Source organism: Arthrobacter sp. SLBN-122 (assembly GCF_006715165.1).
Lineage (GTDB): Bacteria > Actinomycetota > Actinomycetes > Actinomycetales > Micrococcaceae > Arthrobacter.
Map to the genome: position 1 here is coordinate 4,182,222 of NZ_VFMS01000001.1, position 17,219 is coordinate 4,199,440.

The following is a 17,219-nucleotide window of genomic DNA, read 5'->3' on the forward strand; positions in this document are numbered from 1 at the left end:
CCGCTGCCTGCGGCCTAGCAGGCCAGGTCCAGGACGTCCCTGGCCCGCTGGAGGGCCACGGTGGAGGAGTAAATCTGGGCGGCATCGGCCGATTGCGCAACCCGCAGATCGAGCGCGCGGGTGAAGGATTCGACCGCAGCGGAGGTTTGGCCGGCGGCGTACTGTGTCCGGCCCAGGTATTGGAGGGCGAGAGCTTCACGCGGTGTGCCGTGCGCTTCAGCCAGGAGTTGGCGGAACAGCTCAATGGCGCGGTCCATGCGGTGGGTGACGCTCAGCACTTCGGCTTCGAACACGCGAAGCAGGAACGACTCCGGGTCCTTGAAGCGTGCCTCGGCCAGCAGTTCGGCGGCCTCGGACGCGTGGCCCTGGACCAGGAGCACGAAGATATGGTCGGCGGGGTCCGTTGAGGTGCCCAATGTCTCTCGCACAACATCCTCATTGACGATCTGGGGCAGCAGGGTATCGGGGTTGATTCGGATTCCCGGGAACCCCGCCTCGGGCCAGTCGGACGTGCCGCTCATGTCGCCCTGCATCAGGATGCGATTTCCTGGTAGGCCGCAAACAGCAGCGAGGTGTCCGGGACATCGAGGATGCCCGGTTTGGCGATGCCGTCAAGCACCACGAACCGCAGCAGGTCCCCGCGGGACTTCTTGTCCCGGCGCATGCCGTCGAGCAGGCCCTGCCAGCGGTCCCGGCGGTAGGTGACCGGGAGCCCAAGCCCTTCGAGGATGCTCCGGTGCCGGTCGGCGTCGACGTCGCTGAGCCGCCCCACGCTGCGGGCAAGTTCCGCTGCGAACATCATGCCCACGGACACTGCGGCGCCGTGCCGCCAAGAGTACCGCTCCACCAGTTCGATGGCGTGCCCCAGGGTGTGTCCGTAGTTCAGGATTTCCCGCAGTCCGGACTCTTTGAGGTCCTCGGAAACCACTTTCGCCTTCACCGCAACGGCCCGCTCGATGAGTTCCCTGAGCTCGTCGGAGCGGGGGTCCACCACAGCTTCCGGGTCCTTTTCCACCAGGTCCAGGATGGCCGGATCGGCAATGAAGCCGCACTTGATGACCTCCGCCAGGCCGGAAATGATCTCATTCTTCGGCAGCGTGTCCAGGGTATCCAGGTCCGCCAGGACGGCGGCGGGCGGGTGGAAGGCCCCCACGAGGTTCTTGCCCTCTGCGGTGTTGATGCCGGTCTTGCCGCCCACGGAGGCGTCCACCATGGCCAGCAGGCTGGTGGGCATGTGGATGACTTTGACCCCGCGCAGCCAGGTGGCGGCGACGAAGCCTGCAAGGTCGGTCACTGCCCCGCCGCCAACGGCGACGATGGCGTCCGAGCGGGTGAAGTCGTTCTGGCCCAGGACCTGCCAGCAGAATGCCGCCACCTGGATGTGCTTGCCTTCTTCGGCGTCGGGGATTTCGGCGGTGAGGGAGGTGAAGCCGGCGGCGTCGAGTTCATCGCGGACGGTGTCACCGGTGAGGCGCAGGGCGCGGGGGTGGATCACCAGGACCCGGCGGACGCGCTCCCCGAGCAGCGCGGGAAGGTCACCCAGCAGGCCGCGCCCGACGACCACGCCGTAGTTGTTGCCGGCACCTTCGCCGGTGACGTTGATGACTGTTGATTGGGTGTTCACTTTTCAACTTCCTGTTTGGCAGCTGCGTGGTTCCGCAGTGCTGCTTCCAGCCGGCCGCCGAGCTCGGGTATCGAGCCGTGGCGGACGTCGAGGGTGATGTCGGCCAGCCGCTCGTAGACCGGCCTGCGGGTGGCGAACATTGCTGTCCAGCGGCCCATGGCGTCGCCTGCAAGGAGGGGCCTGCCGGAGTTCCGGGCAATCCTGTCCGCCACCGTTTCGGCATCGCATTCCAGGTACACCACCGTGCAGCGGCTGATCAGCTGCTGGGTCCCGGAGTCCAGTACCGCTCCCCCGCCCAGTGAGATAACCGTGGGTGTCCCTTCGGCTTCCTCGACGGCGTGGGCAACGGTCCGCGCCTCAATTTCCCTGAAGGCGTGTTCACCGCGGCCGGCGAAGATTTCGGCGATGGATCCATGACCGGCGACGATCACGGCATCCGTGTCAACGAACCGGGCGCCCAGCTGCTGCGCCAGTTGCTGGCCGATCGCTGATTTGCCAACGGCCATGGGGCCGATGAGCACGATCGGCCGGTCGCCGACAGGTCCGGTGTTGCTGCGGTGGAGCACTACTGGCCGATCGAGTCCAGGGATGCCGGGATGTTGTCCAGGTAACCCTTGATGTTGCGCGCGGTTTCCGCCACTGAGTCACCGCCGAACTTTTCGATGACGGCTTCGGCGAGGACCAGGGCCACCATGGCCTCGGCCACCACGCCGGCGGCCGGGACTGCGCAAACGTCGGAACGCTGGTGGTGGGCCTTGGCCGGTTCGCCGGTGCTGACATCAATGGTCCGCAGGGCACGCGGTACGGTGGCGATGGGCTTCATGGCCGCGCGGACGCGCAGGACGTCCCCGATGCTCATTCCGCCTTCGATGCCGCCGGCGCGGTTGCTGGCGCGGACAATCGTGCCCTCGCCGTCGCGGACGATTTCATCATGGGCGGCAGAACCGCGACGGGCGGCGGTAAGGAAGCCGTCGCCCACCTCCACGCCCTTGATGGCCTGGATGCCCATGAGAGCGGCCGCGAGCCTGGCGTCCAGCCGGCGGTCCCAGTGCACGTAGCTGCCAAGTCCGGGCGGAAGGCCGTAGGCCAGGACCTCCACCACGCCGCCCAGCGTCTCGCCTTCCTTGTGCGCGGCGTCCACCTCGGCCACCATGGCGTTGGAGGTTTCGCGGTCGAAGCAGCGCAGGGGGTCGGCATCCAGGGCGATGACGTCGCCCGGCGCCGGCAGCGGGCGGCCTTCCGGGACCGTCACGCTGGCGATGGACACGGTGTGGCTGACCAGTTCAATGCCGAGGTGCCTCAGGAACTGTGCCGCCACGGTGCCCAGCGCCACGCGGGTGGCTGTTTCCCGTGCACTGGCGCGCTCAAGCACCGGACGGGCTTCGTCGAAGCCGTACTTCTGCATGCCCGTGAAGTCGGCGTGTCCCGGGCGGGGGCGCGTGAGAGGCGCGTTACGGGCCTGGTCGGCGAGGAGTTCGGCGGCCACGGGGTCGGCGGACATGATCTGCTCCCACTTGGGCCATTCGGTGTTTCCCACCTGGATGGCCACGGGACCGCCTTGGGTGATGCCGTGCCGGACACCGCCGAGGATGGTCACGACGTCCTGCTCGAATTTCATCCGCGCACCGCGGCCGTAGCCAAGGCGGCGGCGGGCCAGGGAGTCTGCGATGTGCCCGCTGGTGATTTCCACACCGGCGGGGACGCCCTCAATAATTCCCATCAGAGCCGGGCCATGGGATTCACCGGCAGTCAACCAACGCATAATTTCCATCCTGCCACGTAGGGCGGTCAGAACGCCCGCCGGGCAAGGCCGACTGCGTCACACATCACATCTATGACAGCTGCATTAACGTCTTCCCCGCGCCGGGTGAAGAGCCGCACCTGCTCAACGGCCTGGTACAGCAGCATTTCCAGGCCGGGCACTACCCGGCCGCCGCCGGCCTGCCATACCGAGGCAATCAGGCTGGGCCAGGGATCGTAGGCAACATCGAGCAGCACACCCGGCGTCGGCGTCTTCAGCGCAGCAAGTTCCGCGGCGAGTCCGTCTGCCGCACGCGGCGGCAGGGTGGAAACCACGACGTCGGCTTCCGACGTGGGGCGGGCGGCTTCCGTTAGGGAATGGACCTCGAGGGCAACGCCCAGGCTGTCGGCGGCCGCCCGGACGTCCGCTGTCCGTGACGTATCGCGGACGAACAGCTGTACCGTTCCGGTTCCGAGTTCCTTCAGGGCAGCGACCGCCGAAGCAGCCGTCCCTCCCCCACCCAGGATGACTGCCGAAGGTGCTGCCGGGGTCCCGGCGTGGCAAAGGGCGTTGACGATGCCGGTGACGTCCGTATTGGAGCCCACCACCCTGGTACCGCCGGCTGATTCCTCGAACGTAACGGTGTTCACCACACCCAGGGTCTGTGCCACTCCCCGGACCTCGTCCACCTCGTCGAGCATCGCCGTCTTCAGGGGCATCGTGACCGAGAGTCCGCGCCAGCCGGGCTGGTGGCGGATCTGGCGCATGAAGGACGGCAGCAACTCCTCCGTGACGTCGATGGCCGTATAGCTAATCCCTGCACCGAGCTGCCCGTACGCCGACAGATGCAGCGCCGGGGATTTCGAGTGGCTGATCGGGTGGCCCAGGACGGCAGCCCGCAGGCTCATGTGCAGCGGCCAGCGTTGGCCTGGCACCAGGCGTTGTACTGCTCCACGTAGGCGTTGTGCTCGGCCAGGGTCTTGGCGAACTTGGTTTCCTTGGTGTCCAGGTTGATGGTCACCCAGTACAGGTAATCATTGGCCTTGGGCCGGGCGGCTGCATCGATGGCGGTCTTGCCCGGGGAACCGATGGGCCCCGGCGGCAGGCCGGGATTGGCGTAGGTGTTGTAGGGGTTGGACTTGTCCTGGCGCTGTTCATCGGTGAAGTTGAAGCTGCGGGTGCCAAGGCCGTACGTGACGGCGGAGTCAACCTGGAGGAAGCCGCCGGTCTGGTCGTTCGGCTTGAGGCGGTTGTAAATGGCGCCCGCTACGTCGCCGTAGTCGGCCTGGCCGCCCTCGGCCTGGACGATGCTGGCCACGATGACGGCCTCATACTGCTTGGCCGGATCCGTGATGCCCTGCGACACGAGCTCATCGGTGGTGGCCTTCACCAGCGCCTGCAGGATGTCCTTGGCTGGCGTTTCCAGCGGGAAACGGTATTCCCCGGGTGCCAGGTAGCCCTCGAGGTTCTTGGCGCTGGCGGGCAGGCCAAACTGCGCCGGCTGGTTGCTGAGGGCCTGCAGCTGCTGGACGGAGATCCCGGATCCCTCCGAAATCGACTGCAGGGATTCACCGATCCTCAAGCCTGCGCTGAGGGCGAAGTAGATGACTTTCGTCTTGTCCTTGCCCACCAGGATGTTCACCGCGTCGGCGTTCTTCATCTCGGTTTTGAAGATGTAGTCGCCCGGCGCAAGCGTGGCGCCGGACGCATGGAACGCCTGCATGAAGGTATCCGCGTTGGCAACGACACGCTTGTTTTCCAGGTCGGTGGCTACTGAACGGGTTCCCTCGCCGCTCTCCACCGTTATTTGGACCTCACCCGTTCCGGGACCGGGGAAGTCCGACGGCTTGCCGTTACCGAGAAGGGGCTTGAGGAACTGGGCTCCCACGGCTACGGCGATCACGAAGACAGCGAGCGTCAGGAACAGGGCCAGCAGCCTGCGGCGGCGCCGGACCTTCTTCGATGGGCGCGGCACTACCTGGGCTGCCGATGAGCCGGGAAGCAGTCCGTGATCCGCACCGTAGTGGTGTTCGTCGTGGTGCTGGACATCGTGGTGCGGCGCATCCACGTGGCCGTCGTCGTGGTACCCGGCGGCGTGGTGGCCATGGTCGTGGTGCACTTCCTGGTAGTCGTGCGCGCCGGCTCCGTGGTGCAGGTCCGCTTCGTGGTGCACGCCGGCGTACTGGACCTCGTCCGCCCGGTACGCCACGCTGTCCCCGTAGGCAACGTCGTCGTGGTGCTCGACGGCGGCGTGGTGCTCGACGTCGTCGTGGGATTCAAGAGGGTGGGGGGCATCCGCGGCGGCATCGTTCGCGTGGGAAGTGTCCGGGTGCTGCTCATCCTGGATCGACGGCGGTGCTTCCGGCGCTGCCGGTACGTCCCGGGCGCCGGGCAACGGGGCAAACGAGGGCTCCGCTGCGGGAGGCGCAACGGCCGGCGGCGCGGCGGGGGCTGGCGGGACGTCGCCGGTTTCGTAGGCGTGCTCGGGCACGGTGTCCTGCCCACCGGTATGGGTCTTCTCCCGTGCCCGCAGTTCCTTGCGGGTCAACGGCCTCCCGGCCCCGGTATCCAGCGGGCCGGAGGCGTCGTCAATGTTGGCAGGGCTCACTGTTGCCTTCCATTATCTGAAGATTGTGCCGTGTCTGCGGGGGCGGCGCGGACCGATTCGTCCACCCCACCGGTCCCCTGGTCCACGGACGGGGATGGCGCTGTCACGCGTGAGCCGACATCGGCTCCCCTGGCTTTTTGCATGTCGATGGCGTGCTGAAGAATACCCGCTGCCGCGACCTGATCAACTACTTTACGGTGGTCCCTGCTGCTCATGCCAGCTTCATGCAGGTTCCGGTGGGCCGTGACACTGCTGAGGCGCTCGTCCACGAGGTTCACCGGGACAGCAAGCCCGCGCCGTGAAAACTCGGCCGCGAGGAGCAGGGCGTAGTCCATGGCCATCCTTGCGGAGGCATGTTCCTCGCCCTTCATCGTCCTGGGCAGTCCGACGATGACCTGCACCGCCCCAAGTTCCTCCGCCAGGCCGGCGATGACGCGCACGTCCGAATTCTTTTTGGCGTTCCGGTCAAGGGTCTTGTACGGCGTGGCCAGGATGGAGTCTCGGTCGCAGACCGCCACCCCCACCCGTACGGTGCCGACGTCCACCCCCAGTTTGACGCCCTGGGGGTATCCGCCGGCAGCAACAGGATTGGTCATGACTGGATTAGCGCCTGGAAATGGCGTCGACGACGGCTGCCAGGGCAGCGCCGACCTTTCCGGCATCGGTTCCGCCACCCTGGGCGACGTCGTCCTTGCCGCCGCCGCCACCGCCGAGCACTCCGGCTGCGACCCGGACCAGGGCACCGGCCTTGACACCGGCTTCCCTGGCTGCCTCATTGGTGGCCACCAGGATCAGCGGGCGGTCGTTGGCGACGCCGGCCACGGCCACGGCGGCAGCCGCCGAGCCGAGCCGGTTGCGCAGGTCAAGGGCCAGGCCGCGGAGGTCGTCGGCGCCGCTGACAGTGCCGGCGTCGTGGGCCAGCACCTTGATGCCGCCGGCATCCTGTGCGCTGTTGACCAGCTGCGCGGCGGAAGCGGCCAGCTGTTCCTTGCGGAGCCGGTCCAGTTCCTTCTCGGTGGCCTTCAACTTGGCCAGTGTGGCGGAAATCCTGTCGGCGAGCTGGCCGGACGGCACCTTCAACAGGTCCGTCAGCTCCGTCACCAGGGCGCGCTCGGCAGCAAGGTGGCGGAAAGCCTCCATGCCGACGAATGCTTCCACACGGCGGTTTCCTGAGCCCACGGACTGCTCACCCAGGAGGGAGAGGCTGCCAATGAGCGAGGTGTTGGCAACGTGGGTGCCGCCGCACAGCTCGCGCGACCAGGCGCCGTCGATCTCCACGACGCGCACCTCGCTGCCGTAGTTCTCGCCGAAGAGGGCCATGGCGCCCATGGCCTTGGCTTCGGCCAGACCCATGATCTTTGTTTCCACCGCGTAGTTGTTGCGGATGGCAAGGTTGGAGACTTCCTCGATTTCGGACCGGGTGGCGGTGCTCAGGCCCCCACCCCAGGCGAAGTCGAAGCGCAGGTACCCTGCCTTGTTGAAGGATCCGCGCTGCGTGGCTTCCGGGCCAAGGATCTGGTGCAAGGCGGCGTGCACGATGTGCGTGCCCGTGTGGGCCTGTTCGGCGGCGTGGCGGCGTTCACGGTCGACGGCGGCGCGCACCAGCGAGTCAGCGCCGATTTCGCCTTCACGGACAATCGCCTTGTGGACGCTCAGACCCTTGATGGGGCGCTGGACGTCAAGGACCTCGACGACGAACCCGTCACCGGTGATCAGGCCCGTGTCGGCGGCCTGGCCGCCAGCTTCTGCGTAGAAGGGGGTTTCGGCCAGCACGAGTTCGATCTCGTCGCCGGTGGCTGCCTGCTGGACCTGTCGGCCGGCGCTGAGCAGGCCGCGCACGCGCGATTCCCCTTCGAGCTCGGTGTAGCCGGTGAAGACCGTCTCGCCCTCGGCCAGGATGTCCTGGAAGACGCTGACGTCCGCGTGGCCGCCCTTCTTGCCCTTGGCGTCGGCCTGCGCGCGCTGGCGCTGCTCCTGCATGAGGCTGCGGAACGCCGCCTCATCAACTTTGAGCCCGGCTTCCTCTGCCATTTCCAGCGTGAGGTCGATGGGGAAACCGTAAGTGTCGTGCAGGGTGAAGGCATCTTCGCCGGACAGCGGCTTGTTGGCTGCCTTGGATTCCCTGACGGCATCCTCGAGGCGTGCCGTGCCTGATGCGATGGTGCGCAGGAAGGCCTTCTCTTCGGCGTAGGCGATCCGGCTGATGCGGGCGAAGTCGGTCTCCACCACCGGGTAGACGCCCTTCATGGCATCCCGGGAGGCGGGCAGCAGTTCCGGCAGGCAGGCCTGTTCAACACCGAGGAGGCGCATGGAACGCACGGCCCGGCGGATCAGCCGGCGCAGGACATAGCCGCGGCCTTCATTGGAGGGGGTCACGCCGTCGGAAATCAGCATCAGGGCCGACCGGATGTGGTCGGCCACCACGCGCATGCGGACGTCGTCGGTGTGGTGGGGGTCGTCCGGGGTTTCGGCGGAGGTGTATTCCCTGCCGGACAGTTCCGCGGCCTTGTCGATGACCGGCCGCACCTGGTCGGTCTCGTACATGTTCTCGACGCCCTGCAGGATCATGGCGAGGCGTTCCATGCCGAGGCCCGTGTCGATGTTCTTCTTGGGCAGCTCGCCCACCACATCGAAATCCACCTTGGAGCGCACATTTTCGATCTGGTACTGCATGAACACCAGGTTCCAGATCTCGATGTAGCGGGTCTCGTCGGCGAGGGGACCGCCCTCAACCCCGTAGGCAGGGCCGCGGTCGTAGTAGATCTCGGAGCAGGGACCCGCGGGGCCGGGCTGGCCGGTGTGCCAGTAGTTGTCCGACTTGCCCATCCGCTGGATGCGTTCAGCCGGGACGCCGGTGTTCTTCAGCCACAGTTCCTCGGCCTCGTCGTCCTCTTCGTAGACCGTTACCCAGAGGCGTTCCGGCGCAAGGCCGTAGCCGCCGTCGTCAACGCCCGTGGTGAGCAGCTCCCAGGCGAACTTGATGGCGTCTTCCTTGAAGTAGTCGCCGAATGAGAAGTTGCCGCACATCTGGAAAAAGGTGCCGTGGCGGGCGGTTTTGCCCACTTCCTCGATGTCGCCGGTGCGGATGCATTTCTGCACGCTGGTGGCTCTGGAGTAGGGCGCTTCCTCGCGGGCAGTGAGGTATGGAATGAACGGGACCATGCCGGCCACCGTGAACAGCAGGGAGGGGTCGCTGGAGACCAGCGATGCGGAGGGAACCGCGGTGTGGCCCTTGCTGACAAAAAAGTCCACCCAGCGCTTTGTGATCTCCTGCGACTTCATGAGCTGTTTTCTTACCCTTCTTGGTCCGCGCCGCCAGGCGGCACGGATATTTCGTTCAGGTGGCACGGTTCCCGGAACGGGTTCCTGCCGGTTGTTGGCTTATGCCGGTGTGGTGCCTCGCGGGGGTCAGCGGCGGACCAATTCCGCGGACTCCACGCCCAGGGCGGTCCGCAGGTCGGTTTCCCGTTCACGCATTCCTGCGCGGACGGCGTCGGCGAAGTCGTACACCCCGTCGGCGAGCTGCCCCACAGCACGGTTGAGGCCTGCCGGCCCCAGCGCGGACTGGGTCTGGCTCACTTTGCGAAAGGCAATGACTCCAATGGCCACGCCGATTCCCATCCAAACAATTCTTTTCATGTTCGTTCTCTTCGAATCTAGCGGCTGCGGCGGCCGGCAGCGGGCTTCCGGCGGTTGGCGAAGGCGCTGCGCACGCCGTAGCTGAACGCCGCGACCTTGATCAGCGGCGAACCGACGGTGGCGGCCACAAGCGAGGACAGGGCGGAAATGTTCGCGGACGCATCGGAGACGTTGGACGAGATACCGTCCACCTTCTTCAACTGCTGGTTGGTGGTGGAGACGGTAGCCGTCACCTCGTCCATCAGGGGCGTGGCGCCGTCGCTGATGGACCTGATGGCGGTCCGCACCTCGTCGAAGACTTTACCCAGCTTCAGGATCGGGACCGCGAGCAGCAGCACCAGGAGCGCAAACACCCCGGCAGCGATCAGGCCGGCAATATCGCCACCAGACATAGACGTTCATCTCCTCGAAATTCTGTGGTTGAGCCACATCCGCGGCATGCACGGAAAGCCCGTTGCGCAGATGTCCCCCAAGTACCTTACATACAAAGAAGCCCGCGGCGCTTGCCACGGGCTTCTTTGGATACGCTGCTGGGATTTAGCGTGCGTAGAATTCGACGACGAGCTGCTCTTCGCAGGTCACCGGGATTTCCGAGCGCTTGGGGCGGCGGACCAGGCGTGCCTGCAGGGCTTCCAGCTTGACGTCCAGGTAGGCCGGAACGGCAGGCAGGACATCGCGGTGTGCACCGGCTGCGGCAACCTGGAGCGGAACCATGGTCTCGCTGCGGCTGTGGACGTGGACCAGCTGGCCCTCGCCGACGCGGAACGACGGGCGGTCAACGCGGATGCCGTCAACCATGATGTGACGGTGCACAACCAGCTGGCGGGCCTGGGCGATGGTGCGGGCGAAACCGGCACGCAGGACCAGGGCGTCGAGGCGCATTTCGAGCAGTTCGATGAGGTTTTCACCGGTCAGGCCCTTGGTGCGGCGGGCTTCCTCGAAGGCACGGGTCATCTGTGCTTCGCGGATGCCGTACTGGGCGCGCAGGCGCTGCTTTTCGCGCAGACGTACGGCGTAGTCGGAGTCCTGCTTCTTGCGGGCACGGCCATGCTCACCGGGGCCGTACGGGCGGCGCTCCATGTACTTGGCGGCCTTGGGGGTCAGAGCGATGCCGAGGGACCGCGAGAGGCGGGCCTGACGGCGAGCACGAGTGTTGTTAGCCACTGGTGTCCTTCCAATATCTACGGTTGTCAGTGTTACTGGCCTCCAGGATGGAGAGCATCGGCCAACCGCCGCCTTTTGCTACTGGGCCCAGGGCATAGCCTTCCCAACGTGAATTGGGGAGATTTTGCGTCCGTGCCTTGCCAGACAAACATCCAGCCTACCACGGCAGCTACTTGCCCCGCACAATCTTCCGCAGGCGCTCCAGCCGCTGGGCGATGTCCCTTTCCGCGCCGTTGCCGGTGGGCTGGTAGTAGTCCCGGCCCACCAGGTCGTCCGGCGGGTACTGCTGGGTGGCCACTGCGTGTGGGGCGTCATGGGCGTACTTGTAGCCCACGCCGTGTCCCAGCTGCTTGGACCCGGGGTAGTGCGCGTCCCGCAGGTGCGCCGGAATCCCGACTCCGAGGCCTGCCCGCACGTCGGCGATGGCCTTGTTGATGCCCATGTAGGCCGCGTTCGATTTTGGTGCGGTGGCCAGGTGGACCACGGCTTCAGCCAGGATGATCCGCCCCTCCGGCATCCCGATCAGCTGCACCGCCTGCGCCGCGGCCACGGCGGTCTGCAGCGCGGTGGGGTCAGCCATGCCCACGTCCTCTGCGGCGGAAATGACGATCCGCCGGGCCACGAACCGCGGATCCTCCCCCGCTTCCAGCATCCGGGCGAGGTAATGCAGGGCGGCGTCAACGTCCGAGCCCCTGATGGACTTGATGAAGGCGCTGATGACGTCGTAGTGCTGGTCGCCGGCGCGGTCATAGCGGACAGCGGCGGCGTCCAGGGCGCGTTCGGTGTGGCGCAGTTCAACGATGACCGGCTCCGCGGTGGCCGGCACGTCAGCTGCGCTGTCCTCCCCCACGGAACGTTCGACGTCGTCCGCGTCACCGAAAGCCACGCCCGCCGCGGCCTCCAGCGCGGTGAGCGCCCTGCGCGCGTCCCCGCCGGACAGCCGGACCAGGTGGTCCAGTGCGTCGTCGCTGAGCCGGACCTTGCCGCCCAGCCCGCGCGGGTCCTCCACGGCGCGCACCAGGAGGCCCTCGATATCGGCGTCGGTGAGGGGCTTGAGCGTGAGGTGCAGGGAGCGGGACAGCAGGGGCGAGACCACCGAAAAGGAGGGATTTTCCGTGGTGGCCGCCACCAGGACCACCCATCGGTTTTCGACGCCCGGCAGGAGCGCGTCCTGCTGGGCTTTGTTGAAGCGGTGGATCTCGTCAAGGAACAGCACTGTGGTGGTCTTGTACAGGTCCCTGGCGGTCAGGGCGTCGTCCATCACGCGGCGTACATCTTTGACGCCTGCGGTGATGGCGGACAGCTCCACGAATTTCCGCCCGGGTCCGCGGGCTATGACGTGGGCCAGCGTGGTTTTGCCCGTGCCGGGCGGTCCCCACAGGATGAGGGAGGTGGGACCCGCCGGGCCGGTGGTGTCCGCTCCGGCGCCTGCGGCCAGCTGCCGCAGCGGGGACCCTTGGCCCAGCAGGTGCTGCTGGCCCACTACCTCATCCAGGGTGCGCGGACGCATCCGGACGGCCAGCGGGCTGCGCGGTGAACCCTTGCCCCGGGAACCGGTGCTTACCCCGGCGACCGGACCGTCGTCGTCGTCGTTTTCCGGCCCGTGCCCGAAGAGATCATCCACATAGATAGGCTACTTCCAGTTGACCCCTCCTTTTCGTCGGGGCCCTGACACCGAAGGAACCCCCATGCCTGCCCCCGCCGCCGCCAACGGTCCGCCCTCCGTCCGGACCGCGTTCGTGCCCGGTGCCCGGCTGGCCGGCTGGGCGGACCGGTTCGGCGCCTCACACGGCGGGTACACGCTGCAGGATAACGACGACGGCCTCCGCCTTGTGGCGGCTGACGGCACCGGGGCGCTGCTGCAGGCGCCGTGGCCGGCTGACGGGCGGCCGGGACGCGGCAGCGGGCCACTGGAGCGGCTGGCCGCGCTTGCGTCCCAGCCGCGCCCGCTGGGACTGCTGCTGGTGCGGCGGGGCGGCTACGGCATCGGGGTTGCCAGCGAGGGTGTGCTGCTGGCGTCCAAGGCAGGCACCAGGTACGTCCAGTCGCGCACAGCTGCGGGTGGCCAGTCCCAGCAGCGGTTCGCGCGCCGCCGCTCCAACCAGGCGGACGCGTTGGTGTCGGCAGTGGCACAGCAGGCGGCCGAAGTCTTTTGCGCAGCTACCTTCGAGTACGTGGTGCCGGGCGGCGACCGGACCCTGGCCGACCTGGTCCTGGAGGAACCGGCCCTGCGTGATTACGCCCGCCTGCCGCGCCTCGCCTACCTGGACGTGGCGGAGCCCCGGGCCGCTGTCCTGAAGAAGGCCGCGGCGGACGCCTGCTCGGTCCGGATCACGGTGACCGACCCGCCAGGCTGAGCCTGCCGGGGAAGGCTCAACAGCCAGCCGGCGCGCGGCGGGGGCGTTCCTGGCGGTAAAGGTACCGGCCCGCCTCCCGGAATCCTGCTTGTGCATACAACGCCTGTGCCCCTTGGTTGGCGGCGGTGACCAGGAGCCAGAAGTCCGCGACGCCCTGTTCCACACCGGCCTGCAGCAGGGCACGCATGATGGCTGTGCCGAAGCCACGGCGGCGGGCGTCCGGCAGGGTGGCCATGCAGTACAGGCCGCCATGCCTGGTGCCGTTGGGAAGGGCCAGCCGGCCGACGGCGGCGGCCTTGCCGTTCGCGTCCCGCACCAGGGCATACAGCGACGGGCACCCTTCGAGAATCGCCCGTGCGGTTGCCAGGGCATCCTCCCCTCCACGGCCGTCCACGTCCCACCAGACCCGCAGCCAGTCCGGGGACGGTACCGATGACAGCTCGACCGGCGACAGCCCGGTTGCCGCGGTGGCTGGGGCGGCGTCCGGGAACGGATCCGTCGTTGCACTGCGCGTCATGACCAGTGTCTCGGACTGGCGGGTGAAGCCTTCAGCATCGAGCAGGTCGTGGAGTGCCGACGCGGCAGGGTTGTCGAACAGCTGGAAGATGACAGGCAGGCGTCGCCTGCGGTACCAGGCCCGGGCTTTGCGGAGCAGGCCGGGAAGGTCGTCACCGGACTGGCCGGCAGTGAGGGAACGCGGCCAGATGGAGTTGGCACGCTGGGTCACGCCGCCGGCTGCGCGCAGGGTCCAGCCGCCGGCGTCGTGCCGTTCCAGGGCAGGCCAGGCGGCATCCATGGCGGCTTCGAGGTCCACGGGTGAGGGTTCGATGGTGCCCAAGGCGGACAACGGACAGCTCCTTTGTTAACAGCGGAGGCTCCCCGGTGATCCGGGGAGCCTCCCTGGCCGCCTTATGGCAGCGTCCGTGCTGCTACTGCTTCTCTTCGGGCTTCTTCTCTTCCGGCTTCTTCGCCTCAGGCTTGAAGTCCACGCCTGCCTCCTTGCGCTGCTGCGGCGTGATGGGGGCCGGAGCATCCGTCAGGGGGTCGTGGCCGCCGCCGGACTTCGGGAAAGCGATGACGTCGCGGATGGACTCAACGCCCGCCAGCAGCGACACCACCCGGTCCCAGCCGAAGGCAATGCCGCCGTGCGGCGGGGCGCCGTACTTGAACCCCTCCAGCAGGAAGCCGAACTTCGTCTGGGCATCATCCTTGTCCAGGCCCATCAGCTCAAACACGCGCTCCTGCACGTCACGCTGGTGGATACGGATGGACCCGCCGCCGATTTCGTTGCCGTTGCAGACGATGTCGTAGGCATAGGAAAGTGCCGACTCGGGATCCTTGTCAAAAGTGTCAAGGAACTCCGGCTTGGGCGAGGTGAAGGCGTGGTGGACAGCGGTCCACTGCCCTCCGCCGACGGCGACATCGCCCGAGGCAACAGCGGCTGCGGCCGGCTCGAACATCGGCGCGTCCACGACCCAGCAGAAGGCCCAGGCGGTGGGGTCGATCAGGCCCGTGCGGTGGCCGATCTCGACGCGTGCAGCGCCCAGCAGGGCACGCGACGGCGTCTTCTCACCCGCTGCGAAGAAGATGCAGTCGCCGGGCTTGGCGCCAACGGCGTCAGCCAGGCCCGCGCGCTCGATCTCGGTGAGGTTCTTGGCCACCGGGCCGGCAAGCTCGCCGTCTTCCTTGTACAGGACATAAGCCAGGCCCTTGGCGCCGCGCTGCTTGGCCCATTCCTGCCAGGCGTCAAGGGCGCGGCGCGCCTGTGAGGCGCCACCGGGCATGACGACGGCGCCGACGTAGGGTGCCTTGAATACGCCGAAGTTGGTGTCCTTGAAGAAGTCGGTGAGCTCGGTCAGTTCCTGGCCGAAACGCAGGTCCGGCTTGTCCGAGCCGTAGCGCGCCATCGCATCGGCATACGTGATGCGCTGGATGGGCGTGGGGATGTCGACGCCGATGAGCTGCCATACCGCTTTGACGATGTTTTCGCCCAGCCGGATGATGTCGTCCTGGTCCACGAAGCTCGCCTCGATGTCCAGCTGGGTGAACTCCGGCTGCCGGTCCGCGCGGAAGTCCTCGTCACGGTAGCAGCGGGCAATCTGGTAGTACTTTTCGAAGCCGCCCACCTGCAGCAGCTGCTTGAACAGCTGCGGGGACTGCGGCAGCGCGTACCAGGAACCCGGGGCCAGGCGTGCCGGAACCAGGAAGTCACGGGCGCCTTCCGGCGTCGAACGGGTCAGTGTGGGTGTCTCGATCTCCACGTAGCCCTCATGGTGGAGCAGCTCGCGCGCCACCCGGTTCGCCTCGGAACGGAGGCGCAGGTTGCGGCTGGGGCCGGGACGGCGAAGGTCCAGGTAGCGGTGCTTGAGCCGGGCTTCCTCGCCGACTTCCACGTGCTCGTCGATCTGGAACGGCAGCGGGTCCGAGGTGTTGAGGATGGTGACGTCCTCGGCGATGACCTCGATGTCGCCCGTGGCCAGCGCCGGGTTCTCGTTGCCTTCCGGGCGCCTGGATACCGTGCCCTTGACCTGCAGGACGTACTCGTTACGCAGTCCGTGGAACACTTCTTCCTCGCGGACCACCACCTGGGCCACGCCGGAAGCATCGCGCAGGTCCACGAATGCCACACCACCGTGATCACGGCGGCGGCCCACCCAGCCGGCCAGGGTTACGGTTTGTCCAATGTGCTCGGAACGAAGGGATCCGAGGTCATGTGTGCGCAGCACAGCACGCCTTTCTGCGGGAAAACAGTGGGAAGTCAATATGATCGTTGCGGGAACGATCCCGTCCGAGTTTACCCGTTGGAAAGGGACTGCCGCCGCATGAGCGAACCGCAGCAGCTGCAACGCAGGCTGGGAACCTTTGACGCCACCGCCATCGGCCTGGGTTCCATGCTGGGCGCCGGTGTGTTTGTGGTGTTCTCCCCGGCCGCGGCGCTTGCGGGCAATCTCCTGGTCCTGGCCGTGGCCGTTGCCGGAATTGTTGCGTACTGCAACGCCGTGGCCTCCGCAGCCCTGGCGGCCAAGTACCCCACCAGCGGCGGAACCTACGTCTACGGCCGGAAACAGCTCGGCGAATGGCCGGGATTCCTGGCCGGCTGGGGTTTCGTGACCGGTAAGACGGCGTCCTGCGCAGCCATGGCGTTGACATTCGGCAGCTATGTGGCGCATGACTACGCGGTCCCGGTCGCCGTGGGCGCCGTCGTGGCCCTGACCGGCGTCAACCTGTTGGGCATCACCCGGACAGCCCTGCTGACGCGGATCCTGCTGTGCATGGTCCTGGCAACCCTGGTGTTCGTTGGCATCGCGGCCGTGCTGGGTCCGCACCCGGCCGCGCAGCCGGCAGGTGTGCCTTCCGGGGGTGCGGCCGGTGTCCTCCCTGCCGCCGGCCTGATGTTCTTCGCGTTTGCGGGATATGCCCGGATCGCCACGCTGGGCGAAGAGGTTAGGAATCCCGAACGTGCCATCCCCCGTGCCATCCTCGCAGCCCTGGCGGCCGCCTTCGCCATCTACCTGCTGCTGGCCCTGCTCCTGCAGGCACACCTCGGGGCGCAGCTTGGGTCCGCCAGGACTCCCCTGCTGGACGCCGTCCTGGACAGCCGGCTGGCAGCGGCGGCCCCGCTGGTGCAGGCAGGAGCTGCCGCGGCGTGCCTGGGCGCCCTACTGGCGCTGATAACGGGCGTAGGGAGGACAACGCTGGCCATGGCGAGGGAGCGCGATCTCCCGGGACCGCTGGCCAGGGTGGGCGGCGCCCACACGGTTCCGTTCGTCGCCGAACTGGCCGTGGCCGCCGTCGTCATCCTGCTGCTCCTGACCACCGACGTGATGACCGTGGTGGGCTTTTCAAGCTTCGGCGTGCTGGTCTACTACGCAGTCGCCAACGCGTCCGCCTTTACCCTTGCCGCCCACCCCGGTTACGCTCCGCGCTGGCTGAACATGCTGGGCTTCCTGGGGTGCGTGGTGCTTGCCTTCACTTTGCCGCCCGCGTCGGTCCTGACCATGGCGGCGGTCCTTGCCGCCGGGGTGGCTGGACGCTGGCTGGTGCTGCGGTTCCGGCAGCACGAGCCAGCGTCGTAAACGCCCGCCT

At 67.4% G+C, this 17,219-nt stretch carries 16 protein-coding genes; 2 read left to right on the top strand and 14 right to left on the bottom strand.

Annotated elements, in window-relative coordinates:
• Positions 1-14: 14 nt before the first annotated feature.
• The 12 genes from FBY36_RS19185 to FBY36_RS19240 form a co-directional block, all read right to left on the bottom strand.
• Positions 15-533, bottom strand: coding sequence for a tetratricopeptide repeat protein (locus FBY36_RS19185; protein ID WP_142121995.1), 519 nt, complete (start codon positions 531-533; stop codon positions 15-17).
• Positions 533-1,624, bottom strand: coding sequence for a 3-dehydroquinate synthase (gene aroB, locus FBY36_RS19190; RefSeq protein WP_142121997.1), 1,092 nt, complete (start codon positions 1,622-1,624; stop codon positions 533-535). Before aroB ends, FBY36_RS19185 begins: the two co-directional genes overlap by 1 nt.
• The gene (locus FBY36_RS19195; protein ID WP_142121999.1) at positions 1,621-2,190 is read right to left on the bottom strand and encodes a shikimate kinase; all 570 of its coding nucleotides are present in this window, start codon (positions 2,188-2,190) and stop codon (positions 1,621-1,623) included. Before FBY36_RS19195 ends, aroB begins: the two co-directional genes overlap by 4 nt.
• A complete protein-coding gene (gene aroC / locus FBY36_RS19200) occupies positions 2,190-3,389 on the bottom strand; it encodes a chorismate synthase (RefSeq protein ID WP_142122717.1) in 1,200 nt (399 codons plus the stop codon). Before aroC ends, FBY36_RS19195 begins: the two co-directional genes overlap by 1 nt.
• Positions 3,390-3,412: 23 nt before the next feature.
• A complete protein-coding gene (locus tag FBY36_RS19205) occupies positions 3,413-4,273 on the bottom strand; it encodes a shikimate dehydrogenase (protein WP_142122001.1) in 861 nt (286 codons plus the stop codon).
• Positions 4,270-5,973 (bottom strand): endolytic transglycosylase MltG, encoded by a 1,704-nt coding sequence (gene mltG / locus FBY36_RS19210; protein ID WP_142122002.1) that lies wholly within the window; start codon positions 5,971-5,973, stop codon positions 4,270-4,272. Before mltG ends, FBY36_RS19205 begins: the two co-directional genes overlap by 4 nt.
• Positions 5,970-6,569, bottom strand: a complete 600-nt coding sequence (gene ruvX, locus FBY36_RS19215) for a Holliday junction resolvase RuvX (RefSeq protein WP_142122004.1) — start codon at positions 6,567-6,569, stop codon at positions 5,970-5,972. Before ruvX ends, mltG begins: the two co-directional genes overlap by 4 nt.
• Positions 6,570-6,576: 7 nt before the next feature.
• Complete coding sequence (alaS, locus tag FBY36_RS19220) at positions 6,577-9,255, bottom strand: alanine--tRNA ligase (protein ID WP_142122006.1); 2,679 nt, start codon at positions 9,253-9,255, stop codon at positions 6,577-6,579.
• Between the two features lie 126 nt (positions 9,256-9,381).
• Entirely contained in the window at positions 9,382-9,612 is a 231-nt protein-coding gene (locus tag FBY36_RS19225) for a DUF6167 family protein (RefSeq protein WP_235008897.1), read from the bottom strand.
• A 17-nt stretch (positions 9,613-9,629) separates the two neighbouring features.
• Entirely contained in the window at positions 9,630-10,004 is a 375-nt protein-coding gene (locus FBY36_RS19230; RefSeq protein ID WP_056336614.1) for a DUF948 domain-containing protein, read from the bottom strand.
• 145 nt (positions 10,005-10,149) lie between these two features.
• Positions 10,150-10,776, bottom strand: a complete 627-nt coding sequence (gene rpsD, locus FBY36_RS19235; protein ID WP_043454433.1) for a 30S ribosomal protein S4 — start codon at positions 10,774-10,776, stop codon at positions 10,150-10,152.
• A 169-nt stretch (positions 10,777-10,945) separates the two neighbouring features.
• On the bottom strand, positions 10,946-12,400 hold the full coding sequence (locus FBY36_RS19240) for a replication-associated recombination protein A (RefSeq protein ID WP_142122008.1): 1,455 nt from the start codon (positions 12,398-12,400) through the stop codon (positions 10,946-10,948).
• 64 nt (positions 12,401-12,464) lie between these two features.
• Between FBY36_RS19240 and FBY36_RS19245 the strand changes: the two genes are divergently transcribed.
• On the top strand, positions 12,465-13,133 hold the full coding sequence (locus tag FBY36_RS19245; RefSeq protein WP_142122010.1) for an acVLRF1 family peptidyl-tRNA hydrolase: 669 nt from the start codon (positions 12,465-12,467) through the stop codon (positions 13,131-13,133).
• A gap of 16 nt (positions 13,134-13,149) precedes the next feature.
• On the opposite strand, the gene FBY36_RS19250 is transcribed toward FBY36_RS19245, so the two are convergent.
• Together FBY36_RS19250 and aspS are read right to left on the bottom strand one after the other, a co-directional pair.
• Positions 13,150-13,929, bottom strand: coding sequence for a GNAT family N-acetyltransferase (locus FBY36_RS19250; protein WP_142122719.1), 780 nt, complete (start codon positions 13,927-13,929; stop codon positions 13,150-13,152).
• 133 nt (positions 13,930-14,062) lie between these two features.
• Positions 14,063-15,859 (bottom strand): aspartate--tRNA ligase, encoded by a 1,797-nt coding sequence (gene aspS / locus FBY36_RS19255; RefSeq protein ID WP_142122012.1) that lies wholly within the window; start codon positions 15,857-15,859, stop codon positions 14,063-14,065.
• A 96-nt stretch (positions 15,860-15,955) separates the two neighbouring features.
• Between aspS and FBY36_RS19260 the strand changes: the two genes are divergently transcribed.
• Complete coding sequence (locus tag FBY36_RS19260; protein ID WP_142122014.1) at positions 15,956-17,209, top strand: APC family permease; 1,254 nt, start codon at positions 15,956-15,958, stop codon at positions 17,207-17,209.
• The last annotated feature ends 10 nt before the right edge of the window (positions 17,210-17,219 follow it).